Source organism: Corallococcus sp. CA041A, assembly GCF_003612075.1.
Lineage (GTDB): Bacteria > Myxococcota > Myxococcia > Myxococcales > Myxococcaceae > Corallococcus > Corallococcus exiguus.
Genome location: NZ_RAWF01000169.1, coordinates 1 through 22,330, shown reverse-complemented (window position 1 = coordinate 22,330; position 22,330 = coordinate 1). Strand labels below are relative to the sequence as shown.

The following is a 22,330-nucleotide window of genomic DNA, read 5'->3' as shown; positions in this document are numbered from 1 at the left end:
CCTGTGGCCACCCCGGGGCCGTCAATCGCCGCTGCTCCGAAGGAAGGATCCGACTTGAAGACCCGCGCTCCCGAAGTTCCTACCCAAGGACGCCCACCCCGTATGCCGAAGAAGGCCATCGCCGCCGTTGAGTGCGCGTCGTTGTCGCTCGTCGCGGCGCTGGCGGCGGGCTGTCCAGGGGCTCAAATCCGGCCCGAGTCCTTCACCTGCCCGGATGGGGCGGAAGAGGCCATGGAGAAGCAGCTCCACTGGAGTTACAGCGATCGCTTCATCGTTCAACTCGACGACAGCCAGAAGCTACATGGAGAAGTTTGGCACACCGCCGGCGCGGAGGTGGTGGGGGTGGTCCCGAAAGGCATCAACGACGACCGTCAAGAGGCGGTCGCCCCACCTGGGACACGCTTCTACGGCAAGGCGTACTACCTCTCCGACAAGATGGGCCGTGCGGAGGGGCCCGCGCTCGTCGTCCGGTATGACCGGGTGAAGCTCCCCGGGCAGGCCGATTATCCGATCTGCTTCGTGGTTGAGACCGAAGCCGGGGAGTTCAAGGACGGCAAGGTGGTGGCACGCAACACGGGTGACGGTCGTGTTGTGCACCGCTGGCCCTGAGTGAGGCCGGAGTGCCATCCAGGGATCCCACCACGCGGGCAGCCCGCCCATGATGGCGGATACCCGGCTCCCGATGAACTGATGAACTGATGAACTTCACGCCCGGGAGAAGACGATGAGCGGCGGCGCTGCATGGCGGGGCAACATCAAGGCACGCCTATACGAGCGCGTCCGTGAGCGCGGCTACGACTCGCTGACCGCCTTTGCCGAAGCACGCCCTACCGCATCACTGGTCGCGTTGGCCGGGGAACTTGGGGCGGACGACGTCGCTGGGGTCCAGGTGTTCAGCGGGTTGGTGGCGGAGGCGGAGCGCAGCAAGCAGCTCACACGACTGCTGCGCGGACACTTCGTGCGCGAACTGTACGCGTGTCTTCCCAACGGCTGGCCGTCCGTGCTGGATGACGACGCTCGGTTGGAGGTTGCCATCGCGCTCGGCAATTGGTTTGCCCACACCCCAGAAACCCACAAGGAGCGCGTTGACCGGGCCGGCGATGCGCTCCTCGCCCATCCGCCACCGCCCGGCTGGCAACCACTCGGTCCCGATGACGAGTTGCTCCGCACGCTCCTTCCTGACGAGGAAGCCTGACCCGCGAGGAAACCTCGCGGGCCATAGGGCGCCACCCGGAACTCAGCCCTGCTCAGCACCGCGCTCCTGCAACGGAAGCCTCGACTCACAATCGTCGACACGGGCTGCTAACGATGACCGCGAAAAATCACCTTCTCCTTGCTGTCCACACACCCACGCTCACGGGTGACGATGGCGGCGCGCTGCTGTTCCCCACTCCGGAACGGACGCCGCGGCCAGAGGTGTTCGCCTCGGTAGACCTGGGGGTAGTCCATGCGCGCTGAGGTCCTGGTGCTGGCCGTGGTGCTGCTGGCCACGGGATGTGCCTCCGCGCCGCATGCGCGGAGCTTGAGCTACACGCCGGGTGGGACGTCCGTGCTCTCCGGTCCGGAGCAACGGCTGCTGCGTCGCCAGGGCTCACGTGACGATGAGACCACGCCAGGCGCTGCTGGAGGCAGGGAGCGGAGCGATGCACTGACGCGTGATGCAGTCCTCGCGAGCATTGCCGAAGTGAAACGCTCATTGGGCGGCGTTGAAGCCGCGCGCTCCAAGCTGGCGGGCCGTCCTCCGCCCCTCGTGGGATGGAGCCTCAACGGCGTCTTCACCCGCTACCTCGACCATGGCTCCAATCAGGTGAAGTGGATGCAGGGGGCGCTCGGGAGCGCCACCGCGCTGACACGCGTGGCTTCGGACGTGGGGGATGCGAACATGGAGCAGGGCCTGCTGCGCATGACGGGACCGAAGCTCCAGGCGGCCCTGTTCGGGACCCTGTTGATGGCCACCTGGGTGGACTTCCTCCACCTCACGGACGCGGTGCTCCGGAACTGTCCGACGTGCAGCGTCGAGAAGCTCTTCGTCGACCTGCATCGCGTGCAGGAGTTGATGGAGCCCGCGCTGGCGGACCTCGCCTCCCAGGACCCCGAGCGGGTAGAGGCGGCGGCGGTCGCGATGCCCGAGTTGATGGGGAGGCTGACCCGTGAATTCGACTCAATCCAACGGGAGACTCGCGCGAGCATGAAGCTTGGTGGGCAGGTCCTCGCGGCCGTGCGGGCGGTCGAGATGGTCGCCATGATTTCCACGCTGAAGGTGTCGCTGCCACGGCTGCCTCCCTCGGCGCCCGCATCGCTGGGGGCGGGCTTCGTGATGAGCTCAGGAGGAGTCATGACGGGCTCGCGGCTGGTGGTCTCCGCGGAGTGGGTGGAGATGATGCGAAGGCTGGTGCGGGCAGGCGTCATCTCCGTTCCCGCCGTCAGCTCCGCCGTCCTCATCCACGGCGGACAGGTGCTGATGGCGCAGGCGCCCAACGACCTGCCCAAGGGCGTACGTGACGCGCTGGGGGACAGCCCCGAGGTGCGCGGCATGCGCGAAACCGGCAGAGCGGGGGCGGGCATATCCGATGCACCGAAGCACCACGTCCTGCCTCAAGAGCACCGTGAATGGTTCGAACGACGCGGCTTCAAGGGCGACATGGACATCGACCAGTTCTGCGTCCGGATGGAGCGCGCCCATCACGAGGCGATTCATGGTGGGGGAAACTGGAAGCTGGGGCGCATGTGGCCCGGTGAGTGGAACCGGATGATCATGGATGCGCTACTCCAGGCTGAGACGAGAGCCGGCCGGATGTTGACGCGGGATGGGATCTTGAAAGAGGTCGCGAGGCATATGCGGGACTATCGAGTCCCCATGAACTTCACTCCTGGGAGAGGACGATGAGTGGTGGAGAGGCTTGGCGGGGCGACATCAAGGCCCGCCTGTACGAGCGGGTTCGTGAGCGGGGCTTCGGCTCACTCATTGCCTTTGCTGAAGCACGCCCTGCTGTTCCGCTGTACGTCCTGGCCGACGAGTTGGGCAACGACGTTGCTGCCGTGCAGATTCTAAGCGGCTTGATGTACGAGGCGGAGCAGCGCAAGCAGGTCACGCGCTTGGTTCGTGACGTCCTCGTGCGCGAGTTGGCCGAGAGGTTCCCGAATGGCTGGCCGGACGTGCTGGACGATGCAACCCGTGGAGAGGTTGCGATGGGGCTCGGGTCGTGGTTCGCCTACACCCCAGTAACCCACAGGGTGCGGGTTGACCGGGCAGGGGATGCACTTCTCGCCAATCCGCCGCCCGCTGGCTGGCAACCGCTCGGTCCCGACGACGAGTTACTCCGCACGCTCCTACCTGACGACGAAGCCTGACCCGCGAAGTGACTTCGCGGGCCAGGGGGCGCCACCCAGAGCTCAGCCCTGCTTCAACGCCGCGCCAATCGCATTCCCGAACGGCGCCGTGGGCCGGCCAATCAACCGGCTCAGCGTGCGGCCCGTGTCGTTCAGCTCCCCGCGCGACAAGCCCGCGTCCGCGTCCGCCAGCGTGTCAGCGAAGGGCTTGGGCACGCCCACCCCCTGGAGCGCCGCGGAGAACTCCGCCACCGGCAGGTCCACGTACTTCACCGGCTTGCCCGACTGGCGCGACAGCTCCGCCACGTACTCCGGCAGGCTGAAGCTCGCGTCACCCGCCAGCTCGTACACCTGGTTCTCGTGGCCCGTGCCCGTCAGCACCGCCACCGCCGCGTCCGCGTACTCCTCACGCGTCGCCGTGGCCACCCGGCCCTCCTTCGCGCTGCCCTGCACCACGCCGTACTGGAGCGCCGGCCCCACGTGCTCCGTGTAGTTCTCCACGTACCAGCCGTTGCGCAGGAACACGTACGGGATGCCTGACGCGCGGATGGCCTCCTCCGTCGCCTTGTGCTCCCCCGCCAGCGACAGGCCGCTCTTGTCCGCGAACAGGATGCTCGTGTAGGCCAGCAGCTTCACGCCCGCCTTCTTCGCCGCCTCAATCACCGCCGAGTGCTGCGGGAAGCGCTTCCCCACCTCGTTCGCGGAGATGAGCAGCACCGTGTCCCCCTTCCCGAACGCCCCGTTCAGCGTCTCCGGGCGGTCATAGTCCACCTTGCGCACCTGCACGCCGCGCGCGTCCCAGGCCTTCGCCTTGTCCGGATTGCGCACCGCCACCGCCACCTGGTCCGCCGGCACCTTCTTCAGCAACCCCTCGACCACGAACTGGCCCAGCTTCCCCGAGGCTCCCGTGACAACGAACATGGCTCCGCCCTTTCCTTGCTCGCGCTCCAGGCGCGAAATCGAACTGGGCTTACCGTAACGGGGGCACTCACTTTTCGTAAGTACGCACCTCATGGTAAGTGTCACACCATGAAGGCAAGCAAGGGCAGTCCATTGCTGGAGAAGGTGAAGCAGCGCGGGGACCTGTACGCGGCGGCGTGTCCTTCGCGCGGCGTCCTGGAGCACGTCACCAGCCAGTGGGGCGTGCTGGTGCTCGTCGCGCTCAAGGAGGATGGCACCCACCGCTTCAGCGAGCTGCGCCGCAAGGTGGGCGGGGTCAGCGAGAAGATGCTCGCCCAGACACTCCAGGCCCTGGAGCAGGATGGCTTCGTGCACCGGGAAGCCCACCCCGTGATTCCTCCCCACGTGGACTACAGCCTCACGCCCCTGGGTGAGGAAGTGGCCGTCCACGTGGAGGCGCTGACCTCCTGGATTGAAGACAACCTCCCCCGGGTGATGAGCGCCCGCACCAAGGCGCCGCCCCGCAAGAAGGCCTCCTGAGCGGCCCCGAGCCTGCTTGCCCGGATGCTCTCCAGCGGGACGAACGGGAGCGAAGGGGACAGGCCCGCGTTAAGACTGCTCCCGTGCCCGCTGACACCCCGCTCAAGGTCCGCATTCTCGATGCCATCCGCGATGTCCCGGCCGCCCAATGGGATGCCCTGGTCGCCGACGGCGCGCCCCCCTTCGTGCGCCACGCGTGGCTGTCCGCCATGGAGGAGAGCGGCAGCGCCACCGAGGACACCGGCTGGGCCCCGCACCACCTGACGCTGTGGCGGGGCAAGAAGCTGGTCGCCGCCGCGCCCGCCTACCTCAAGTTCCACAGCATGGGCGAGTACATCTACGACTTCGGCTGGGCCAACGCCGCCGCCCAGCTGGGCGTGGAGTACTACCCGAAGCTGCTCGTGGGCGGCCCCCTGTCCCCCGCCACCGTGCCGCGCTTCCTCACCGCCCCCGGAGAAGACGCCGCGCTCTTGCGCCGCGCGCTCCTCCAGGCCGCCGTGGAGACCGCCCAGGCGCAGGACTGCTCCGGCGTCCACGTGCTCTATCCCACGGATGAAGAGGCGGACTTCCTGGAGGAGGCGGGGCTCGCGCGCCGCATCACGCTCCAGTTCCATTGGAAGAACCCGGGATACCAGCGCTACGACGACTACCTGGCCCGCTTCGACTCCAAGCGCCGCAACCAGCTCAAGCGCGAGCGCGCCGCCGCGGCCACCCAGGGCATCCAGCTGCGCACCGTGCGCGGCGCGGACCTGACACCGGAGCACGCCCAGCGCGCGTACACCTTCTACACGTCCACCTGCGAGCGCCACGCCTGGGGCCAGGTGCAGCTCACCCCGGGCTTCTTCGAGCGCGTCTTCCGTGACCTGCCCGACACCGTGGAGATGGTGGAGGCGGTGAAGGACGGGCAGGTCATCGCCGGGGCCTTCAACCTGGCCACGCCGGAGCGGCTCTACGGCCGCTATTGGGGCTGCACGGAAGAGCACCCCTTCCTGCACTTCAACGTCTGCCTGTATCAGTCCGTGGACGACTGCATCCGTTCGGGCCGCAAGGTGTTCGAACCCGGCGCGGGCGGCGAACACAAGGTGACTCGCGGCTTCGAGCCCACCGCCGTACACAGCGCCCACCTGATTTTCGACAAGCGCCTGGACAAGGCCGTGCGGAGCTTCCTGCGCATGGAGCACATGCGGCTGGCACCCGCCGTGGAGGAGGCGGAGCGCATCTGCGGCCTCAAGCCGTGGGCCGGCTCCGGCGTCGGCGGGGCCCCCGGGTCCACCGGTACCTGAAAAACCTGAACGTCTGTCCGCCAGCCCACCGGCCAGTGGGCATCCGCGCTCGGTTCAAGTTGTGAAATCGGGGTGAACCTCTAGAGTCCGCCCCCATGAAAGTCCCGGAGACAGAGGAAGACTTCATCCAGTGGTACGAAGACTGCTGGGCGGACCGCGACGAGGTGGAGTACCCGAAGCTGTTCGGCGCCATCCGAGAGGAGGTGGACCTCCTGGAGGGCACCGGCGTGCTGGAGGGGTGGCTGGAGAGCGAGCTGGCCCAGGGCACGGAGATGGATCCGAACTGGCTGCCCATGGGCGTGCGCGTGGCGCCTCCCAGTCCAGAGCACCCGTACTGGACCTACGTCACGAGCGGCCTGTCCAACCCCTTCACGGTGGCCCCCGGCGAGGACCTGGCGGACGACGCCCGCAGCGGCCTGGGCTACGAGATGGTCATCCACACGCCCGAGGAGGAGCGCTGGCCGGTGCTGCGCCTCCTGGACATGATGGCCTACAACCTCGTGTGCGCGCGGCTGTTCGCCATGGGCCACCGCTACCCGGTGGACGGCACTCTCACCGGCAGTGAGACGAAGCTCGCCGGCTTCGTGTTCGTGAAGGACGCCAACCGCCCCAGCCACTTCACCCTGCCCAGCGGCCAGGTGGAGCTGCTCACGCTGGTGGGCGTGACGAAGAACGAGATGGCCTTCGCGCGCTCCAACGGCATGGACAGCCTGCTGAAGCGGCTGGCCGACCCCGCGAACCCGAGCACCGCGTTCATCACGCGCCCGGAGCGCGACGAGGCGAAGCTGTAGCTCCCCCACCCTCGCCGCCGCCGCGCTGACCGGCGCGCGGCGGCGAGGACTCCACCAGCGAGTGCAGGAGGCCCGGCTCGAAGGGCTTCTCGATGCGCGGCAGCGGCACGGCCTGGAGGAAGGCGCGGGCGCGCTCCGTGAAGCTGCCGCCCGTCATGAACACGAAGCGCGACAGGAGCTCCGGCCGGCGCCGCGACAGCTCCGCGTGCACGTCCATGCCGGTGAGGTCCGCCATCATCAGGTCGCAGAAGACGCGGTCGAAGGCGTCGTCCTGCTCCAGCAGCGCCAGCGCCTCCCGGCCGCTGTGCGCCACCACCACGTCATGCTGCCGGCCGAGGATGCGCCGGAGCACCGAGGTGAGCTGAGGCTCGTCGTCCACCACCAGCACGCGCTTGCGCGAGGGCCCGTCGTCCGCGCGCACCGCGGGGACGCCCGGGTGGACGATGGGCTCCGAGACGGGCAGCCGCACCTGGAAGGTGCTGCCCATGCCGGGGATGCTGGTGGCCGTCAGCTCACCGTGCATGCTGCGCACGAGCCCCAGGCAGATGGACAGCCCCAGGCCGCTGCCCTCCCCCACGGGCCGCGTGGTGAAGAACGGCTCGAAGGCGCGATGGAGGACCTCCGGCGTCATGCCCAGGCCGGTGTCGGACACCTCCGCCAGCACCCACGCGCCCTCGCGGCGGGTGGTGAGCGTCACGCGGTGCCTTTCGAAGGCGCCGGCGGGGATGGCGTGCGCGGCGTTGATGAGCAGGTGGAGGAACACCTGCCCCAGGCGCGCCTCGTGCGCCAGCGCGGGCGGCACCTGGCCGAAGTGGCGCTCCACCTGGGCGCGGCTGCGCAGGTGGGTCATGGCCATGGAGATGCCGAACTCCAGCGACGCGTGCACGTCCACCGGCCCCAGGCGCAGCTCGTCCGCGCGGGCGAAGGTCTGCAGGTCGCGCACGATGACGCGGATCCGCTCCGCGCCCTCCTTCGCCTCGCGCAGCGCCTCCAGCGCCTCGCCCAACACGTCCTGGAGCCCCGGACGGCGGGCGAGCGGCGTGAGCTGCTCCACCGCGAACTGGAGGTTGCCGGCGACGTAGGACAGGGGGTTGTTGATTTCGTGGCCCACGCCCGCGGCCAGCTGGCCCGCCATGGCCAGCTTCTCCGACTGCACCAGCCGCTCGCGCGCGGCCATCAGCTCGTGCGTGCGGCGCTGGGCCAGGGCCTCCGCCTCCAGGCGGCCGGAGTGCTCGCGGGCGAGCAGCGCGTCGCGCTCCGCCTGCACGCGCTTCTTGTCGGTGATGTCGCGCGCGTAGGTGGAGATGTTGCGGCCGCTGGACCAGGCGTGCACCTCGTGCCAGCGGTCCCTGCCGGTGCGCAGCTCGAAGAGGCGGTAGCTCTCCTCGGCGGCCACCTCCCGCATCGTGCGCTCGAACGGGGTGCCGCACAGCTCCGGGCACGACTCCCACAGCACGCGGCGGAAGAGCTCTTCCTGGGAGCGGCCGGTGAGCGCGGCCGCGTTGCGGTTCACGTAGGTGAGGCGCCAGTCCGTGTCCACGGTGAAGAAGGCGTCCGGCATGCTCTCCAGCACGTCGCGCACCCAGTCCAGCGTCTCGCGCAGCCCCTCCTCCACCCGCTGGGCGCTGGTGATGTCACGAAGGCGCAACAGCACCCCGTCCCGCAGCGGCACCGCCGTGCCCTGCAGCAGCACCTCCCCTTCGGTGAAGTGGTCCGCGTGCGGCCGGCCGGACTCCACCACCTGACGCAAGAGGTCCATGCGCCCGGCGATGCCGCCCTTCGAGGACACCTCGCCCAGGCGCCGGCCACGCAGGTACTCCGGCCCCCGGCCCAGCGCGCGCGCCGCGGCGGGGTTCGCCCAGAGCCACTCGAAGTCCTGGATGACTCCGCCCGGCGAGCGCACGGCGCGCAGCACCATGCACGCCTCCGGGTGTTCGCGCTCGGCCTCCTCCAACGCGGCCAGGAGCGCATCCGGGAGCGGGAGGGCCACGGTCGTATCGGTCGCGGACATCCGCCTCCTCGCGGCCCAGGCAGTGCCCAACCCCCGGGAAGCCCGCATGTCGCCACGAATCGCACTGCGGCTCAAGCCAGCCCCAGTCTTCGTATCTTTCTTAACCTTCTCGAATTACAGACACGTGAGAGTAAAAACCGGAAGGAATGGAAAGACTCCCCTCTGGACCGGAACGTCGGCCAGACTCATGCCTGCCCATGCGCCCTACCCTCATCACGCACGTCTCGTTCGAAGCCCTGCACCTGTCCCTGACGGAGCCGTTCGCCATCGCCACCGGCGCGCAGCTGGCGGCGGAGAATGTTCTTGTGCGCGTGACGCTCGCGGACGGCACCGTGGGGTTGGGCGAGGCGGCGCCCTTCACGGCGGTGAGCGGGGAGACGCAAGCCAGCACGCTCGCTTCCTTGGAGCCGGTGCGCGAGCTGCTCGTGGGCCGCGACGCCCAGGAGTGGCGGCCGGCGTCGGAGGCGCTGGGGGATGCGCTGACGCTGGCGCCGGCCGCGCGGTGTGGCGTGGAGATCGCGCTCCTGGACGCGCTCACGCGGCACCACCGCATCCCGATGTACGCCTTCTTCGGCGGGGCGGGGACGTCGCTGGACATCGACATGACGGTCACCGCCGGAGACGTGGCGCACGCGGTGGCGTCGACGCGGGCCATCCTGGGGCGCGGCATCGACACGGTGAAGGTGAAGGTCGGCGCGTTGGACCCGGACACGGACGCGGCGCGGCTCGTGGCCATCCACCAGGAGGCCCCGAAGGCGCGGCTCATCGCGGACGCGAACGGGGGCTACGACGTGGCGGAGGCGCTGGCGTTCCTCAAGGAGCTGGAGCGCGCGGAAGTGCCGCTGTCGCTGTTCGAGCAGCCGGTGGCCGACGTCGCGGGGCTCGCGGAGGTGACGCACCGCTCGAAGGTGTCGATATGCGCGGACGAGTCGGCGCGCTCGGTGAAGGACGTGCTGCGGCTCATCCGTGAGAACGCGTGCCACGGCATCAACATCAAGACGATGAAGTGCGGGATGGTGGATGCGGTGACGATGTGGAGCCTCGCCCGCGCGGCGGGGTTGGAGCTGATGGTGGGCGGCATGGTGGAGAGCGTGCTCGCGATGACCGCGTCCGCGCACCTGGCGGCGGGGCTGGGCGGCTTCAGCTACGCGGACCTGGACACGCCGCTGTTCATCGCGAACCACCCGTTCCAGGGTGGCGGTCAGTACTCGGGCTCACGGCTGACGTTGGACCCGAACGCGCTGGGGCACGGCGTCACGCTGCGCTGAGGCCTCAGCCCTTCACCGGGGAGGAGGCCACGTCCAGCGCCTTCTCCTTCCGCGCCATGCGTGCCCCTCCCGGAAAGGACTTCACGATTCTTCACAGGGCCGTGGCCCAGAGGGAAGGAAAGGCGTTCTGGCGCCGCGCGGCGTGGCGAACGCGGCGGGCGCGGTTAGGGATGAGGGGCTCATGTTGGATGCGCCCTCGTCATCGCCCAGGCTCGCGCTCGTGTCGGAGGACCCCCTGGCCCGGGGTGCGCTCGCACGGGCGCTGAGCGACCAGGCGGAGACCTGGACGGTGGTGGCCGCGGGCACGCAGGTGGAGCTGGAGGCGACACGGGGCGAGCCGCCTGACGTGGTGCTCTGGGACACGGGCCTGCGGCTGGAGGAAGGCGCGGCGCCGGACCTGGGCGCGCCCGTGCTGGCGCTGGTGGCGGACGAGGCGGCGGGGGAGCTGGCGCTGGGCGCGGGCGCGAGGGGCCTGCTGTTCCGCGACGTGGCCCCGGGGATGCTGGGCGCCGCGCTGCACGCGGTCGCGCGAGGCCTCACGGTGTTCGAGCCGGGCCTGTCTCACGTGCGCGCCGCGCCCAGGAACACGGCGCCGTCGGGAGCCCCAGGCCCGGACACCCTGACGCCGCGTGAGCGCGAGGTACTGGGCCTGCTGGCGGAGGGCCTGTCGAACAAGGCCATCGCGGACCGGCTGGACATCAGCGAGCACACCGCCAAGTTCCACGTGAACGCGGTACTGGCCAAGCTGGGTGTGCAGCGCCGCACGGAGGCGGTGGTGCGCGCGGCGCGGATGGGACTGGTGACGCTCTAACCACTCAGGGCGCGACGAGGGCGCTCAGGTGCTTCCACTCGTTGTCCAGCGAGGCCTTCAGCCAGTCGCGATGGAGTGATGGAAGGGGCCACCCATCAATATGAATCTGATTGGACGCGGCAACCATCGCCCGGCCCCTGGCGAGCTCCGCGGTCACAGCGGTCCGCTTCACATCGAAGTCTGGCAGCAACCCGGCGCCCTGCTCCATCTGGCGCAGGCCCATCAGCCGTTCCACCAGCGTGTTTCCTTCAGCGATGCGTTCGCCCAGGGTCCACAGGACGCGTCCCAGCCGAATCCGGTCCTTCTCTGTCAGCTCCGTCGTGGCTCCCACCCGCTTGAACAGGACCATGGGGCCCACCAAAGCCAATTCGCCCACCGCGGCCATGAAGGCTCCATCAACAGGAGCTTTGATTCCCGCCACCTTCATCCGCCGCTCCGCATCCGAGTACAGCCGAGCAAAGGAGGTGGTCCGGTACCGGGGCAGGGCAGCGATTCGCTCCAGTGACTGAAGCTCTTCCGCCGTGAGCGGCGCCTCCTGCGACGTGTTCTCCAGCAGCATGAGCAATGGCAACTGCGATTCATGGGACGCGGCGGCGAGCGGCGTCAGCCGTTCCCGCAGTGAGGCTTGGATTTGCCGCCGCGCCGTTTCATCCCTGACTTCGCCGTGAAAGGTCTCGAGGGTCGCACGCAGCAGGTCGGGATCCGCCACCTCGGACAGGTGACGCGCCATCCACCGCTGCTGCTCCTTCGATGGCCCCCCCATCAACGCGGCGAGAAACCGTGTGTCCGGAGCCTGCGTGCCATTCCACACCGCACGGATGGCCACCGGTCCCCAACCGGGCGTTCCCTCCGGCAGGAGTGACTCCACCCCGAAGTCCGGACGCCCCGCCTCGATCCAGGCGGCGATGAAGGCCTCACGCCATTCACCGGCGGGGTTCGCCCGGCGCAGCTGAACGAGTGCTTCGAGAACCTGGCCTTCCGCCTGCTCGGGAGCCACCTCGCGCAACCGGGCCACGGTCTGCGCCGCCGCGTCCAGGGCTCCCTGCTCCAGCAGCACACAGGCCTGGACCATCAACGCCCCTGGCTCCTTCGGCGCGACCTTCAATACCGAGGCGAGCTCCAGCCGAGCCTCGGACAACGCCCCGGTCCGCGCCTGGCTCGCGGATTCGCGGATCCGGTCCGCGACGGTCCTCTGGGGAGCTTCATCCATGGAGGGAGCAGGCGTTGCCCCGGTCAGGAGCACGCCCAGGGCCAGCAGGGACAGGGACCGCCTCGGAGCAAGCATCCGCGCAGTCTACGCCTTCTTCCTTCCGCCGACCTCAGGTGCCGACGCGCAGCTCGCGCAGGTGTTCGACCACCCAGAGGTATACCGGTCCGACGTCCTTGAACTGGTTGTTGGAGATGGCCATCACCAGCGCTTCCGCCTCATCAATCGTGGCGTCCACCTCCAGGCCCATGCAGGCCAGGGCCTCGCACATGGCGAGCCAGGAGATGCGCTTGTTCCCGTCCACGAAGACCTGCTTCGTCGCGATGTAGAAGAGCAGGTAGACGGCGAACATCAGCCCCGGGACCGCTTCCTGCGGGGCGCCGTACTCCTCCGCGGTCCAGGCCGCGCCCAGGGTCGCGCCAGGGCCCAGGGCATCGCGGACGCCCACCCTGCCGCCATGCGCGGCGATGCCCTTGGCCTGCAACTCCTGGAGCCGGGCCAGGCCGCAGAACCGGTCATACGGCTGCGCGTCGCTCATTGGGCCAGCCTCCTCAGCAGCTCACTCCACTTTCGCAGGGCGTGCGCGTCACGCTCCTCGGCGCTTGGAACCGGCACGTTGGCGCCCTTCTGGCGGATCCAGATGAGCCGGGGTTCAGGCCCCATGACGACCAGCGCGGAGATCTCTCGCAGGTGAGAGGCCTGCGCCACCTGCTCCGCCGTGGCGGTCACCGTGAGGGCCCCGCCCTCCGGCCGCACGATCTGGATGGCCGGCGTGTTCGACACGCCGGAATCGAGTTCCCCAATGATGCCGTGAATCACTTCCAGGTGAGGCAGCACTCTGGGTCCCTCCAACTGGGATGCACGCTGGAACATGCCCCAGCCTATGACTTCTTCCTGACCCCGGATCGAGACGCCCGCTTTCTCAGGGCAGGCGACGCTTCCGCACGAGCAAGGTCCATCTGGTTGCTGCCCGCGGACCACTGCCGACCTTCGCGCGACTCCCACTCACGCACCGCTCGGGCCACGAGCGGTGCCTTGTCCTCCAGATAGTCCAGCGTCACCCGCCGCCGCTCGTACTCCTCGAGCCACTGCCTCCGATACCGGACCACCCGTTCATCGTGGTCCAGCCCCAGGAGGCGCAACGTCTTGGCCGCCCGCTCTCGCAGTTGCGGCGGGCAGCGTTCCGTGACCTGGAGTTGAAGCGACGGAAGGAGGAGCACGAACCAACCATCCTCGATTTCGAAGGGATCCATCAGGCGCTCGGAGACAAGCGCCTGCTTGCGGCTGTTGAGCCATCCGGCGGAGTACCGGAAATTGGTCCATTCGTAGGCGAGCCGTCGATCTTCATCGATGGAGATGAAGTGATCGACGGTCCCTGGCGCGCCCAGATACATCGCGGTGTAGGCACACCGCTCGAAGAAGGCTGCCGCGAGTTGCGCATTGCAGCGTCGCCAATACGCGGGCGGACGGCTGAGAGCTGTTGGATTGCCGCGAAGCCAGCGCCGCCCAGGTGCTCGCACCCTTGAGTCGAAGTCCTCAGGCTCGCTTCCTGGAACGCACCGGATCACGGCCGCCTCCCCCATCGCGAGCGACGACCCACCGGGGCCAGAACGGATCCTGCTCCGGGAGCAGGCGTCGCAGTTCGGAGTCGATTTCCTTCAGAGTGCCCAAACCCTCGCGCTCGCCTCGCATGTAGGCCTCGGCGGCTTCCACCGCGCGTTCAGCCTCCCAGGCACGCGCCTGGGCCAGCCCCATGACAGGCGACGTCAGCCAGTCGTTTGCATCTCCCTGCTTCGCCCAGGGGAGATGCCGCAGGCGCACCTGCTCCTTTTCGAGCTGGAAGAGGAAGAGAGCATCCTGCTCCTCGTCGAAGAACGGCTCCAGGGAGGCCAGCACCAACGGGGAGTGGGTCGTCAGGAACGTCTGGACGGACGTCTCGCTCGCGAGGCCGTCAATGACCTGGATGAGCGATCCGACGATCCGGCGCTGCCACAGCGGATGGAGGTGCGTCTCCACCTCATCCACCAGCAGGATGAACCGGGGATCCGGCGCCTGCCCGAGGAACTCCGAGGCCTGGAGGTGTTCATGCCACGCCCAGACGACGAGGTAGGCCAGGCCCAGGATGCGGCGCATTCCCGCGGAGGCATGCACCACCGGAATGGTGCCGTACGGCATGTCGAGGGTCGGGTAGTTCTGGACGTCCTCGATGGCCAACCGCATGGGCCGCCCGGGGCGGATGGGCTCGTCGCGAGGGGACAGCTGTTCCAGCGCCCGCTTCAACATCTGGAACGGTGACTGCGCGGAACCATCGTCCTGCAACTGCCAGGTCAACCAGTCCCGGACGAGCCCGTTACAGACCGTCGTCCCCTCGTACTTCAGGCCATCCCAGAGGTCCTGGGGCGAGAAGTGGAAGGCATCCGGCCTGCGAGGCGCATCCGGATCCGCGCGCGACGTCTTGTGCCAGTAGTTCCGCGCAGGGTCCCAGACGGAGAAGCTTCCGTCGACGCGCGCATAGACAGTCAGACCCGGCATGCTCGGGCGCCCTTCGGGCCAGGGCCACAGCTGCCGTTCCGGGTCGAAGTCGCTCGTCTTGTTCGAGGCCCGCCGCGTCTTGCCCGTCAGGGCCCAGTCAATCCGACGCCGCTTCGCGCCACGATGCGGCCACGCAGGCAAACCGGGCCACGTCCCGGTCAGGCTCCACCACGCCACGTCGAGCAGGAAGCTCTTGCCCAACCCGTTGTCGCCCGTCAGGACGTTCAGCCGGGGTGCGAACTCGACGTCCAGGCGAGGCGCGGGGCCGACCCCCTGAAGGTGAAGCTCTCGGAGCATGCACCGACACTTAGCGCATCCCGTCCATGCCGCCCACTTCCGGAAGCCTGGATGCAGGGGGGACACTCGTCCAGCGCACACCCGCCCCATCGTCCGACTGCTACACTCCGCACCCTCCATGGCCAACCAGGATTGGGTCTCGCGCCTGCTCACCGGACGCGCGTCGGCGGACAAGGGCCTCAGCGTCCATCTCTCCGAGCGCGACGGCGGCAGCCTCCACGACAAGATGCGGCAGGCGTATTGGTGGATCACCAACAACGCCGTCATCTGCCCCTACTACGACATCGAGTTCGGCGGCACCGCCGCCCTCAAGAACACCGCCGGGGACGAGGTCCACCTGCCGGAGGACATGAGCTACAGCTCGTTCGTCCTCATCCCGCTGCTCACCCTCTTCACCTGCCGCCGCGCCCTGCTCGTGGGCGGGCCGGGCCGAGGAAAAACCACCTCCGCCATCCTCATGGCCCTGCTCTCCGGCATGGGCCGCGAGGACGTCCACCGGGGCATCCAGCGCGGCCACCCGCAGCTGTCCATCGCGGACCTGCTCGGCGCGCCCCTGCCGTCCGACATGCTCAAGGCGGAGGACCTGTCCGCCGTGAAGGTCAGCTGGCGCAAGTGGATTGGCCAGCGCGTGAAGATCATCGACGAGTACAACCGCATCCCCACGAAGACCCAGTCCGCCCTGCTGTCGCTGCTGGGCGAGGGCTACGCGGAGATGATGGACCAGTACGTCTACACCGGCCGCTCGTCCTGGTTCCTCACCGCCAACGACGACCAGGGCGGCGGCACGTTCCAGGTCATCGAAGCGCTCAAGGACCGCCTGGACGTCGTCGTGCGCGCCGTGCCCTTCAACTCCGGCTTCGTGGACACGCTGCTCCAGCGCATCGAGTCCGACAAGTCCCCGGAGGAGATGCTCCCCAAGGACATCGTCTTCACGCCCGGCGAGCTGGAGAATGCCTACAACTCCATCCTCGCCGTGGAGGTCCCCAAGGGCGTGCTGGAGCGCGTGGCCTTCTTCCTGGGCCAGCTGGACTTCTGCCGCATGGCGTCCCCGCGCTTCGAGTTCAAGCACAAGGACACGCTGAAGCTCGCCGGACAGACCGTGTCCGCCGTGTGCAACGAGCAGTGCCCCTTGGACAAGAAGGTGCACCTCTGCACGCAGACGGAGAACGGCACCAGCGTGCGCGCGTACCAGACCATCCTCCACTTCGCGAAGGCGCTCGCGTTCTTCCGAGGCCACCGCGTGACGGAGCTGGAGGACTTCCGGCAGATCATCCCCTGGGTGCTGCACGAGAAGCTCACCCCCAACGCGCGCAGCCCCTTCTTCGAGGCGAAGGGCAACAAGCTGCTGCTCCAGGACCGCGTGGCGTGGATCCGCAACATGTTCGACATGGCCATGGCCCGCTACGGCACGCACGCGCCCGTGCGCCAGAAGGTCGTCGCCCTGCGCGCGGAGCTGGACCTGGGCCTGTCCGGCGTGGACCTGCGCACCACGGAGAAGCGCCTGTCCGCCGTCACCGTGCTGATGAATGACCTGATGACCCGCCAGGAGTTGTCCGGTCCGGTGTACGAGGACCTCATCCACTTGAAGTCCCTCTACAGCCGCTACCGCAACTACGCGACGTGGCTGAAGGAGAACCCGGGCGGTCAGGGGAAACAGCCATGAGCGAGTTCGTCGACGACCTGGAGAAGGAAGCCCGCGGCCGGTTCGTGCGCTGGGACCCAGCGCTGTGGAGCGCGTTCCTCAACGGCCCGGTGGTCCGTCTGGGCCGGGCGCTCAAGGACGGTGACGCCGCGTCTGGAGAGGAGCTCCTGCGCGATTACATGCGCCTGGGCGCGGAGGGCATCGGGCTGGGCTACATGTATCCGGGGTCCGCCGGGCGGGAGAACTTCTTCACGCTCGCGTGGCGGGAACTGCTGCCTCGCCTGTTGCCGAACCTGCGACAGGAGGAGCAGGCCCCGGCGCTCGCGCGCGTGTGGAACCTCAGCGAGAACCTGGAGTCCGCGCCGCCCTGGGTGCAGCGGCTGTTCTGCCGCCTGGGCTCGAACCTGTCCTCGCTGGAGGACCTGGAGGGCCACCTGCACACCATCGCCAACGAGGCGATGGAGCCGCCCACCCAGGCGCTGGGCGACACGTCCACCGCGCAGTGGGTGGACCTGTCCCAGGAGGACTCGCGCTTCATGCCCGGGGAGATGCACTTCCTGGCGCCCGCCGTCGTCTGCGTGCACGACCGTCACCGCGCCACCGCCGCCGGCGGACGCGACGCCGCCACGCAGGGTGTGTGGCTGGTGAAGAAGCCCATGCTGCTGGGGCCCATGGGCTGCAACGAGCGGCTGGAGCCCGCGACGGGCAAGCCCTCCAAGGCGCTCACCTCGCTGGCGCAGCGCGACCCTCGCGCGGGGGACTGGTACAGCACCCAGCACAACGAATGGCGCGCGGTGGCCACGATGCACACGTCCCAGTGGCTGGCGGTCATCCTGCCGGCATGAGCGCGGGCGCGGCCTTCACCCCGGAGGAGGTGGAGCGGTGCTGGCGCGACGCGCTGGCGCTGTGGGACGTGCACGTGCAGTTGAGCCCGCCCGAACCGCACCAGCCCTTCCACCCCGGCGAGGCCACGCCGAACGAACCGCTCGCGTACATCGACCTGGTGCGCCGTCAGGTGTTCGTCCACTTCGACCTGCTGGTCCGCATGGGCGCGCGCGACAGCCTCACCGCCGTGCTGGCCCATGAAATCGGCCACCACGTGCGCTTCCCGCACACGCTGGGGTGGGACGCGGAGCTGCGCGTGCTGGAGCAGCGCCTCATCCCGGGCCTGGGCCAGTCGCTCACCAACCTGTTCTTCGACCTCCAGGTGAACGAGTTCGTGGGGCGCACCCACGCGGAAGCGCTGTGCCAGGTGTACCGGGGCTTCCTGCGCACGCCCGACGGGCGCAAGAAGAACAAGAAGAAGAAGGAGAAGGACGGCGACACGGGCGGGCAGTCCCCGCTGTTCTGCTTCTACCTGGCCATCTACGAGGAGCTGTGGCGCAGGGAGCCCGGACACCTGGTGCCCGAGGCCCTGCTGCCGAAGCTGGAGGAGGCCTACCCGGGCTTCCGCGCGCAGGCGCGCATGTTCGTGCAGACGTTCTACGCGCTGCCCGACCCGCGCCTGCAATTCCTCTACTTCTGCGCCGCGTTCATCCGCTTCATCGACCTGCCCTCGGAGGTCGGCTTCTGCATTCCGCTGGCCGGCGACCTCGGCACTCCGGACGAAGGCGACCTGGACGCGGCGGTGCAGTCCGGAGGCCGGTGGGAGGACGCGCTGAACGAGGCCCGCGCGAACGGCTGGCTGGACGACTCTCACGACACGAAGGAGTCGGATCCGCTGGAGACCATCCGCCGCGCGACCGCGCACCTGCCCGGCAATGACGGCGGCAGGCTGCGGCGCGCGCTGGTGGCCCGGTACTACCGGCGGCTCGTGGACCAGTACATCCTCAAGCTGCCCTCTTCGCCCTCGAAGCCGGAGCCCTACCTGCGCACGATTCCAGAGGCGTGGGAGTACGGCGACGACCCGACCACCATCGACTGGACGCTCACGGTGATTTCGCAGGGGCACCTGGCCGCCGTGGCCCCTCTGCGCCGCGAGCTGGAGGCGGACCTGCCGCCGCAGTCGGACCTGGGCGTGCCCGCGCTGGAAATCTACCTGGACACCAGCGGCTCCATGCCCAACCCGCAGCAGGACCTCAACGCGATGACGCTGGCCGCACAGGTGCTGTCAGCCTCCGCGCTGCGCAAGGGCGCCACGGTGCGCGGCATCATCTACTCGGCGGACAACCCCATCGTGTCCCCGTGGATGTACGACGAGGAGACGGCGCGCGACTTCTTCTTCCACTACATCGGTGGAGGGACGTGGTTCCCCGTGGAGGTGATGGACGAGCTGTCCGTGGAGCGGCCGGATGCGCTGCGCGTCGTCATCTCCGACAGCGACTTCCTGTACAACATGCGGCAGGAAAACGCGCTGCCGCGGTTTGCCCGCGCGATGAACCGGTCGCGCCGGGTGGTGGCCTTCCTCGCGCTGCCAGACGACGCCCCCGCGCGGCAGGTGATGGCGCCGGTGATGGGGAGCCCACGCTTCCGGCTGGCGACCGTGCAATGGATGTCTGACTTTGGCCGTGCCGCAGCGGCACTGGCCGATGCCCTGTTGGAGAAATGATGGCGGTCTCGATTCCCCTCATCCGTGAGCAACTGGCGGCCACGCCCATCGTGTCGCCGTATCCGCATGACCTGGCGGTGGCCATCGTCTGCGACACCTTCCGCATGGCGAGCCAGCGTCCTCCGTCGCAGGCCGAGTGGGCGAAGCTGGAGCAGCGCGTGAAGAACCCGCTGTTCCAGGAGCAGGTGGGCATGCTCGCGCACGTGCTGGTGTCGTCCGACCTGCGCAAGAAGACGGTGCTCTACCTCACCGCGGACCGCACCCCGCAGGCGCGCCTCCAGCAGTTCTTCGAGGAGGTGCATCCCCTCACCGCGGAGATGATCCGCTCCAACGCCTTCCGCCAGGAGGAGTTCCTGCGCAAGTGGCTGGCGGCCCTGGGCGCGGACATCGAAGGCGAGACGGAGGCAGAGTCGAAGCGCCACCTCAAGGAACTGGACTACCGGCAGGCCGTGACGGACCTGCGCAAGGTGGAGGAGGCGCGCAAGAAGGAGGCGGACCGGCGCCAGGAGATGCTCCAGGAGGCCCAGCGCAAGGAAGCCGAGGCCCGGGGCTGGCGCGAGTGACGCTCGGGGTCGCGCCCAGGGCTCGCATCCGCCGCGACAGCCACACGCAGCGCCCGCACCTGCCGTGGGCGCTGGACGTGGCGGCGGGCCTGGCGCGCGGCACGGCCACGGTGGACGAAGCCGCCGCCCGCGCGGAGCTGGAAGCGCGCCTGCCTGCTTTGCGTGACGCGCTCCTGGGCTCGCCCTACTACGTGCGCGTGCTGCGCGAGTCGGGCCTGCACCCCGGCGACCTGCGGCGTCTGGAGGACCTGCGGCACTTCCCCGCGCTGGACCGTGCCACGCTCGCGCGCCACTGGGAGGACGTGCCCACGCTGCCCGCCGCGTCCGACGAGTGCGTGGTGGTGAAGAGCTCCGGCACCACCGGGGACCCGGTGAACGTGCTGCGCGACCGGCGCGACTGCCTGCTCATGTGGGCCGTGCTGCGCTTCTTCACCGAGCGCACCAACACCGTGCCCCCGCCGCGTCCGCGCGTGGTGCTGCTGGATGCGCTGCCGGGCGGGCTGGAGTACTCGGTGCGCCTGCCGCTGTTCCACGACGGCGCCCTGCACCGCGTCTCCGTGCTGCGCGATGACGCGGTGGCGCGCCTGCAACGGGTGAAGGCCTCCGTCGTCTTCTCCGACCCGGAGGGGTTACGCTGGCTGCTGGCCCATCCGGAGGTGCCGTCTCCCCAGCTGGTGCTCACCTCCGCGCAGCACCTGCCGCACGCGCTGCGCGACGCGTGGAAGCAGGAGCGCGGCGTGCCGGTCCTCAACTACTACGCCGCCACGGAGACGGGGCCGCTCGCGTGGGAGTGCCTGGAGGACGCGAACCGGGGACGCTTCCACGTGCTCACGCCGGACGTCTGGCTGGAGCCGGACGGGGACGAGGTGGTGGTGACGCGGCTGCGCCCCAGCGTGCTGCCGCTGTTGCGCTACCGGCCTGGGGACACCGGCACCGTGCGGCGCGACGCCTGCGCCTGCGGCTTCCACGGCTGGACGCTGACGGGCTTTGGCGGACGCGGAGCCTGCGCATTCCACACGCCCTCCGGCCGCGCGGTGGACGCCTGGTCGCTGGCGTGGGTGTTCAAGCACCACCCGCTGCGCGCGTTCCGGCTGACGCAGGTGACCCGGGAGCACTTCACGCTGGAGCTTTCAGGCGCGCCCGCGGACAGCGTGGCGGCGTTGTGCGAGCGACTCACCGCGGCGCTACGCAACCTGGGCTGGACGATGCCGGTGGTGGAGGCGCTGGGTGCTGAAGGGCTGGCACCGGCCGCCAAGCCGCTCCCCTTCCGTTGCGAGCTGACGCTTCCGGGGTGAGCCAGCCCTTCGCCCGGTCGTTTGCCCTGGATTCCCGCGCCTCGCGTGAAGATTCTCCCAGGGAGGGTGCACCCGCACGGAGGACACATGGAGACTCGGAAGCTGGGCAGGCAGGGCCTCACCGTTTCGGCGCTGGGCCTGGGCTGCATGGGCATGTCGGAGTTCTACGCGGGCCGCGACGACGCGGAGTCGGAAGCCACGCTGCTCCATGCGCTGGACCGGGGCATCACCTTCTTCGACACGGCGGACGCCTACGGACCCGGCCGCAACGAGGAGCTGGTGGGCCGCGTGCTCGGCCCCCACCGCCAGAAAATCATCCTGGCCACGAAGTTCGGCCTGGTGCGTGACCCCGCGAATCCCCAGTCGCGCGGCGTCAACGGCCGGCCGGACTACGTGAAGCAGGCGTGCGACGCGAGCCTGAAGCGCCTGGGAATGGATGTCATCGACCTCTACTACCTGCACCGCGTGGACCCGAAGACGCCCATCGAGGACACCGTGGGCGCGATGGCGGAGCTGGTGAAGGCCGGCAAGGTGCGCTTCCTGGGGCTGTCGGAGGTGAACTCGGAGACGCTGCGCCGCGCGTGCGCCGTGCATCCCATCACCGCGCTCCAGTCGGAGTATTCGCTGTGGAGCAGGGACCCGGAGGACGGTGTCCTCCAGACGTGTCACGAGCTGGGCGTGGGCTTCGTCCCCTACAGCCCGCTGGGTCGCGGCTTCCTCACCGGCCAGTTCAAGCGCTTCGAGGACCTGCCGGAAGACGACTACCGCCGCCACTCGCCGCGATTCCAGGGGGAGAACTTCCAGCGCAACCTCAAGCTGGTGGAGCACATCGACCGGCTCGCGAGCCAGAAGCAGTGCACGCCCGCGCAGCTGGCGCTCGCCTGGGTGCTGTCGCGCGGCGAGGACGTGGTCCCCATCCCCGGCACCAAGCGCCGCAAGTACCTGGACGACAACCTGGGCGCCCTGGACGTGAAGCTCACGCAGGAGGACCTGGCGGCCATCGAGTCCATCGCTCCGCCGGGCGTGGCCGCGGGCGAGCGCTACCCCACCGCCATGCAGGGGTTCCTCCAGACCGACGCACGGAAGGAGGCACGCTGACGGTGGGCCCCAGGCCCGTCCGCCCCGCGCATCCATGACCGCGCCCGCTCCGTCCGCCCCGCCGCATCCGCCGGTGCCTCCCTCCTCTCCGTCTCCGCGCGCGCCGGAGTCGTTCCAGAAGCAAGAGGGCTCCGCGCTGCTGAGCTACGGGCTGGCGACGGCGGGCGTCCTGGTGGCGTTCCTCGCCCAGCGGCTGCTGTGGCCCTACATGTCC

The 22,330-nt window shown here is 69.2% G+C and carries 22 protein-coding genes and 1 pseudogene; 16 read left to right on the top strand and 7 right to left on the bottom strand.

Annotation, left to right across the window (positions count from 1 at the left end):
* The 4 genes and pseudogenes from D7V77_RS26940 to D7V77_RS26925 all read left to right on the top strand — a co-directional run.
* Nucleotides 1-609, top strand: a pseudogene (locus D7V77_RS26940) (serine/threonine protein kinase); the annotation flags it as partial.
* 115 nt (nucleotides 610-724) lie between these two features.
* On the top strand, nucleotides 725-1,195 hold the full coding sequence (locus D7V77_RS26935) for an NUDIX hydrolase (protein ID WP_120579170.1): 471 nt from the start codon (nucleotides 725-727) through the stop codon (nucleotides 1,193-1,195).
* 252 nt (nucleotides 1,196-1,447) lie between these two features.
* Nucleotides 1,448-2,887, top strand: a complete 1,440-nt coding sequence (locus tag D7V77_RS26930) for a DUF2380 domain-containing protein (RefSeq protein WP_120579169.1) — start codon at nucleotides 1,448-1,450, stop codon at nucleotides 2,885-2,887.
* Nucleotides 2,884-3,351 (top strand): NUDIX hydrolase, encoded by a 468-nt coding sequence (locus D7V77_RS26925; RefSeq protein WP_120579168.1) that lies wholly within the window; start codon nucleotides 2,884-2,886, stop codon nucleotides 3,349-3,351. Before D7V77_RS26930 ends, D7V77_RS26925 begins: the two co-directional genes overlap by 4 nt.
* A gap of 42 nt (nucleotides 3,352-3,393) precedes the next feature.
* Here the strand turns inward: D7V77_RS26925 and D7V77_RS26920 are convergent, their stop codons facing one another.
* The gene (locus D7V77_RS26920) at nucleotides 3,394-4,251 is read right to left on the bottom strand and encodes an SDR family oxidoreductase (RefSeq protein ID WP_120579167.1); all 858 of its coding nucleotides are present in this window, start codon (nucleotides 4,249-4,251) and stop codon (nucleotides 3,394-3,396) included.
* 108 nt (nucleotides 4,252-4,359) lie between these two features.
* On the opposite strand from D7V77_RS26920, the gene D7V77_RS26915 reads away from it, so the two are divergent.
* From D7V77_RS26915 to D7V77_RS26905, 3 genes are all read left to right on the top strand, one after another.
* Nucleotides 4,360-4,770 (top strand): helix-turn-helix domain-containing protein, encoded by a 411-nt coding sequence (locus D7V77_RS26915; protein ID WP_120579166.1) that lies wholly within the window; start codon nucleotides 4,360-4,362, stop codon nucleotides 4,768-4,770.
* An 83-nt stretch (nucleotides 4,771-4,853) separates the two neighbouring features.
* Nucleotides 4,854-6,053, top strand: coding sequence for a GNAT family N-acetyltransferase (locus tag D7V77_RS26910; RefSeq protein ID WP_120579165.1), 1,200 nt, complete (start codon nucleotides 4,854-4,856; stop codon nucleotides 6,051-6,053).
* Nucleotides 6,054-6,148: 95 nt separating this feature from the next.
* Nucleotides 6,149-6,844: a suppressor of fused domain protein gene (locus tag D7V77_RS26905; RefSeq protein ID WP_120579164.1), complete on the top strand. Its 696-nt coding sequence runs from the start codon at nucleotides 6,149-6,151 to the stop codon at nucleotides 6,842-6,844.
* Here the strand turns inward: D7V77_RS26905 and D7V77_RS26900 are convergent.
* Nucleotides 6,810-8,855, bottom strand: a complete 2,046-nt coding sequence (locus D7V77_RS26900) for a PAS domain-containing protein (RefSeq protein WP_233597253.1) — start codon at nucleotides 8,853-8,855, stop codon at nucleotides 6,810-6,812. The two genes, D7V77_RS26905 and D7V77_RS26900, sit on opposite strands and share 35 nt — an antisense overlap.
* Before the next feature lie 197 nt (nucleotides 8,856-9,052).
* Between D7V77_RS26900 and D7V77_RS26895 the strand changes: the two genes are divergently transcribed.
* A complete protein-coding gene (locus D7V77_RS26895; RefSeq protein ID WP_120579163.1) occupies nucleotides 9,053-10,123 on the top strand; it encodes a dipeptide epimerase in 1,071 nt (356 codons plus the stop codon).
* Between the two features lie 181 nt (nucleotides 10,124-10,304).
* A complete protein-coding gene (locus D7V77_RS26890; RefSeq protein ID WP_120579162.1) occupies nucleotides 10,305-10,934 on the top strand; it encodes a response regulator transcription factor in 630 nt (209 codons plus the stop codon).
* A 4-nt stretch (nucleotides 10,935-10,938) separates the two neighbouring features.
* Here D7V77_RS26890 and D7V77_RS26885 read toward each other — a convergent pair whose 3' ends face one another.
* The 5 genes from D7V77_RS26885 to D7V77_RS26865 are packed head-to-tail and all read right to left on the bottom strand — an operon-like array spanning nucleotide 10,939 to nucleotide 14,970.
* Nucleotides 10,939-12,219 (bottom strand): hypothetical protein, encoded by a 1,281-nt coding sequence (locus D7V77_RS26885; RefSeq protein ID WP_120579161.1) that lies wholly within the window; start codon nucleotides 12,217-12,219, stop codon nucleotides 10,939-10,941.
* Nucleotides 12,220-12,253: 34 nt separating this feature from the next.
* Entirely contained in the window at nucleotides 12,254-12,679 is a 426-nt protein-coding gene (locus D7V77_RS26880; protein ID WP_120579160.1) for a type II toxin-antitoxin system death-on-curing family toxin, read from the bottom strand.
* Nucleotides 12,676-12,978, bottom strand: a complete 303-nt coding sequence (locus tag D7V77_RS26875; protein WP_126935498.1) for a hypothetical protein — start codon at nucleotides 12,976-12,978, stop codon at nucleotides 12,676-12,678. Before D7V77_RS26875 ends, D7V77_RS26880 begins: the two co-directional genes overlap by 4 nt.
* A gap of 44 nt (nucleotides 12,979-13,022) precedes the next feature.
* Nucleotides 13,023-13,661 carry a hypothetical protein gene (locus tag D7V77_RS26870; protein WP_199733896.1) on the bottom strand — a complete coding sequence of 213 codons (639 nt, stop codon included), beginning with the start codon at nucleotides 13,659-13,661 and terminating at the stop codon, nucleotides 13,023-13,025.
* 16 nt (nucleotides 13,662-13,677) lie between these two features.
* Nucleotides 13,678-14,970, bottom strand: coding sequence for an AAA family ATPase (locus D7V77_RS26865; protein ID WP_120579158.1), 1,293 nt, complete (start codon nucleotides 14,968-14,970; stop codon nucleotides 13,678-13,680).
* 118 nt (nucleotides 14,971-15,088) lie between these two features.
* On the opposite strand from D7V77_RS26865, the gene D7V77_RS26860 reads away from it, so the two are divergent.
* From D7V77_RS26860 to D7V77_RS26830, 7 genes are all read left to right on the top strand, one after another.
* The gene (locus tag D7V77_RS26860) at nucleotides 15,089-16,633 is read left to right on the top strand and encodes an AAA family ATPase (RefSeq protein WP_120579157.1); all 1,545 of its coding nucleotides are present in this window, start codon (nucleotides 15,089-15,091) and stop codon (nucleotides 16,631-16,633) included.
* Nucleotides 16,630-17,457 carry a hypothetical protein gene (locus D7V77_RS26855; protein ID WP_120579156.1) on the top strand — a complete coding sequence of 276 codons (828 nt, stop codon included), beginning with the start codon at nucleotides 16,630-16,632 and terminating at the stop codon, nucleotides 17,455-17,457. The genes D7V77_RS26860 and D7V77_RS26855 overlap by 4 nt, the downstream gene beginning before the upstream one ends.
* Complete coding sequence (locus D7V77_RS26850) at nucleotides 17,454-19,160, top strand: M48 family metalloprotease (protein ID WP_120579155.1); 1,707 nt, start codon at nucleotides 17,454-17,456, stop codon at nucleotides 19,158-19,160. Before D7V77_RS26855 ends, D7V77_RS26850 begins: the two co-directional genes overlap by 4 nt.
* A complete protein-coding gene (locus tag D7V77_RS26845) occupies nucleotides 19,157-19,723 on the top strand; it encodes a hypothetical protein (protein ID WP_233597252.1) in 567 nt (188 codons plus the stop codon). The genes D7V77_RS26850 and D7V77_RS26845 overlap by 4 nt, the downstream gene beginning before the upstream one ends.
* Nucleotides 19,720-21,018: an AMP-binding protein gene (locus D7V77_RS26840; RefSeq protein WP_120579153.1), complete on the top strand. Its 1,299-nt coding sequence runs from the start codon at nucleotides 19,720-19,722 to the stop codon at nucleotides 21,016-21,018. The genes D7V77_RS26845 and D7V77_RS26840 overlap by 4 nt, the downstream gene beginning before the upstream one ends.
* Before the next feature lie 87 nt (nucleotides 21,019-21,105).
* Nucleotides 21,106-22,116, top strand: a complete 1,011-nt coding sequence (locus tag D7V77_RS26835) for an aldo/keto reductase (protein ID WP_120579152.1) — start codon at nucleotides 21,106-21,108, stop codon at nucleotides 22,114-22,116.
* 34 nt (nucleotides 22,117-22,150) lie between these two features.
* Nucleotides 22,151-22,330 (top strand): hypothetical protein (locus tag D7V77_RS26830; protein WP_304485880.1); only part of this gene is annotated, 180 nt, incomplete at its 3' end.

What these genes read in the sequence shown, in the direction of transcription:
- D7V77_RS26935 (WP_120579170.1), top strand. Translation starts at nt 725, where the DNA reads ATGAGCGGCGGCGCTGCATGGCGGGGCAACATCAAGGCACGCCTATAC.
- D7V77_RS26930 (WP_120579169.1), top strand. Translation starts at nt 1,448, where the DNA reads ATGCGCGCTGAGGTCCTGGTGCTGGCCGTGGTGCTGCTGGCCACGGGA.
- D7V77_RS26925 (WP_120579168.1), top strand. Translation starts at nt 2,884, where the DNA reads ATGAGTGGTGGAGAGGCTTGGCGGGGCGACATCAAGGCCCGCCTGTAC.
- D7V77_RS26920 (WP_120579167.1), bottom strand. Translation starts at nt 4,251, where the DNA reads ATGTTCGTTGTCACGGGAGCCTCGGGGAAGCTGGGCCAGTTCGTGGTC.
- D7V77_RS26915 (WP_120579166.1), top strand. Translation starts at nt 4,360, where the DNA reads ATGAAGGCAAGCAAGGGCAGTCCATTGCTGGAGAAGGTGAAGCAGCGC.
- D7V77_RS26905 (WP_120579164.1), top strand. Translation starts at nt 6,149, where the DNA reads ATGAAAGTCCCGGAGACAGAGGAAGACTTCATCCAGTGGTACGAAGAC.
- D7V77_RS26900 (WP_233597253.1), bottom strand. Translation starts at nt 8,855, where the DNA reads ATGTCCGCGACCGATACGACCGTGGCCCTCCCGCTCCCGGATGCGCTC.
- D7V77_RS26895 (WP_120579163.1), top strand. Translation starts at nt 9,053, where the DNA reads ATGCGCCCTACCCTCATCACGCACGTCTCGTTCGAAGCCCTGCACCTG.
- D7V77_RS26890 (WP_120579162.1), top strand. Translation starts at nt 10,305, where the DNA reads ATGTTGGATGCGCCCTCGTCATCGCCCAGGCTCGCGCTCGTGTCGGAG.
- D7V77_RS26885 (WP_120579161.1), bottom strand. Translation starts at nt 12,219, where the DNA reads ATGCTTGCTCCGAGGCGGTCCCTGTCCCTGCTGGCCCTGGGCGTGCTC.
- D7V77_RS26880 (WP_120579160.1), bottom strand. Translation starts at nt 12,679, where the DNA reads ATGAGCGACGCGCAGCCGTATGACCGGTTCTGCGGCCTGGCCCGGCTC.
- D7V77_RS26865 (WP_120579158.1), bottom strand. Translation starts at nt 14,970, where the DNA reads ATGCTCCGAGAGCTTCACCTTCAGGGGGTCGGCCCCGCGCCTCGCCTG.
- D7V77_RS26860 (WP_120579157.1), top strand. Translation starts at nt 15,089, where the DNA reads ATGGCCAACCAGGATTGGGTCTCGCGCCTGCTCACCGGACGCGCGTCG.
- D7V77_RS26855 (WP_120579156.1), top strand. Translation starts at nt 16,630, where the DNA reads ATGAGCGAGTTCGTCGACGACCTGGAGAAGGAAGCCCGCGGCCGGTTC.
- D7V77_RS26850 (WP_120579155.1), top strand. Translation starts at nt 17,454, where the DNA reads ATGAGCGCGGGCGCGGCCTTCACCCCGGAGGAGGTGGAGCGGTGCTGG.
- D7V77_RS26845 (WP_233597252.1), top strand. Translation starts at nt 19,157, where the DNA reads ATGATGGCGGTCTCGATTCCCCTCATCCGTGAGCAACTGGCGGCCACG.
- D7V77_RS26835 (WP_120579152.1), top strand. Translation starts at nt 21,106, where the DNA reads ATGGAGACTCGGAAGCTGGGCAGGCAGGGCCTCACCGTTTCGGCGCTG.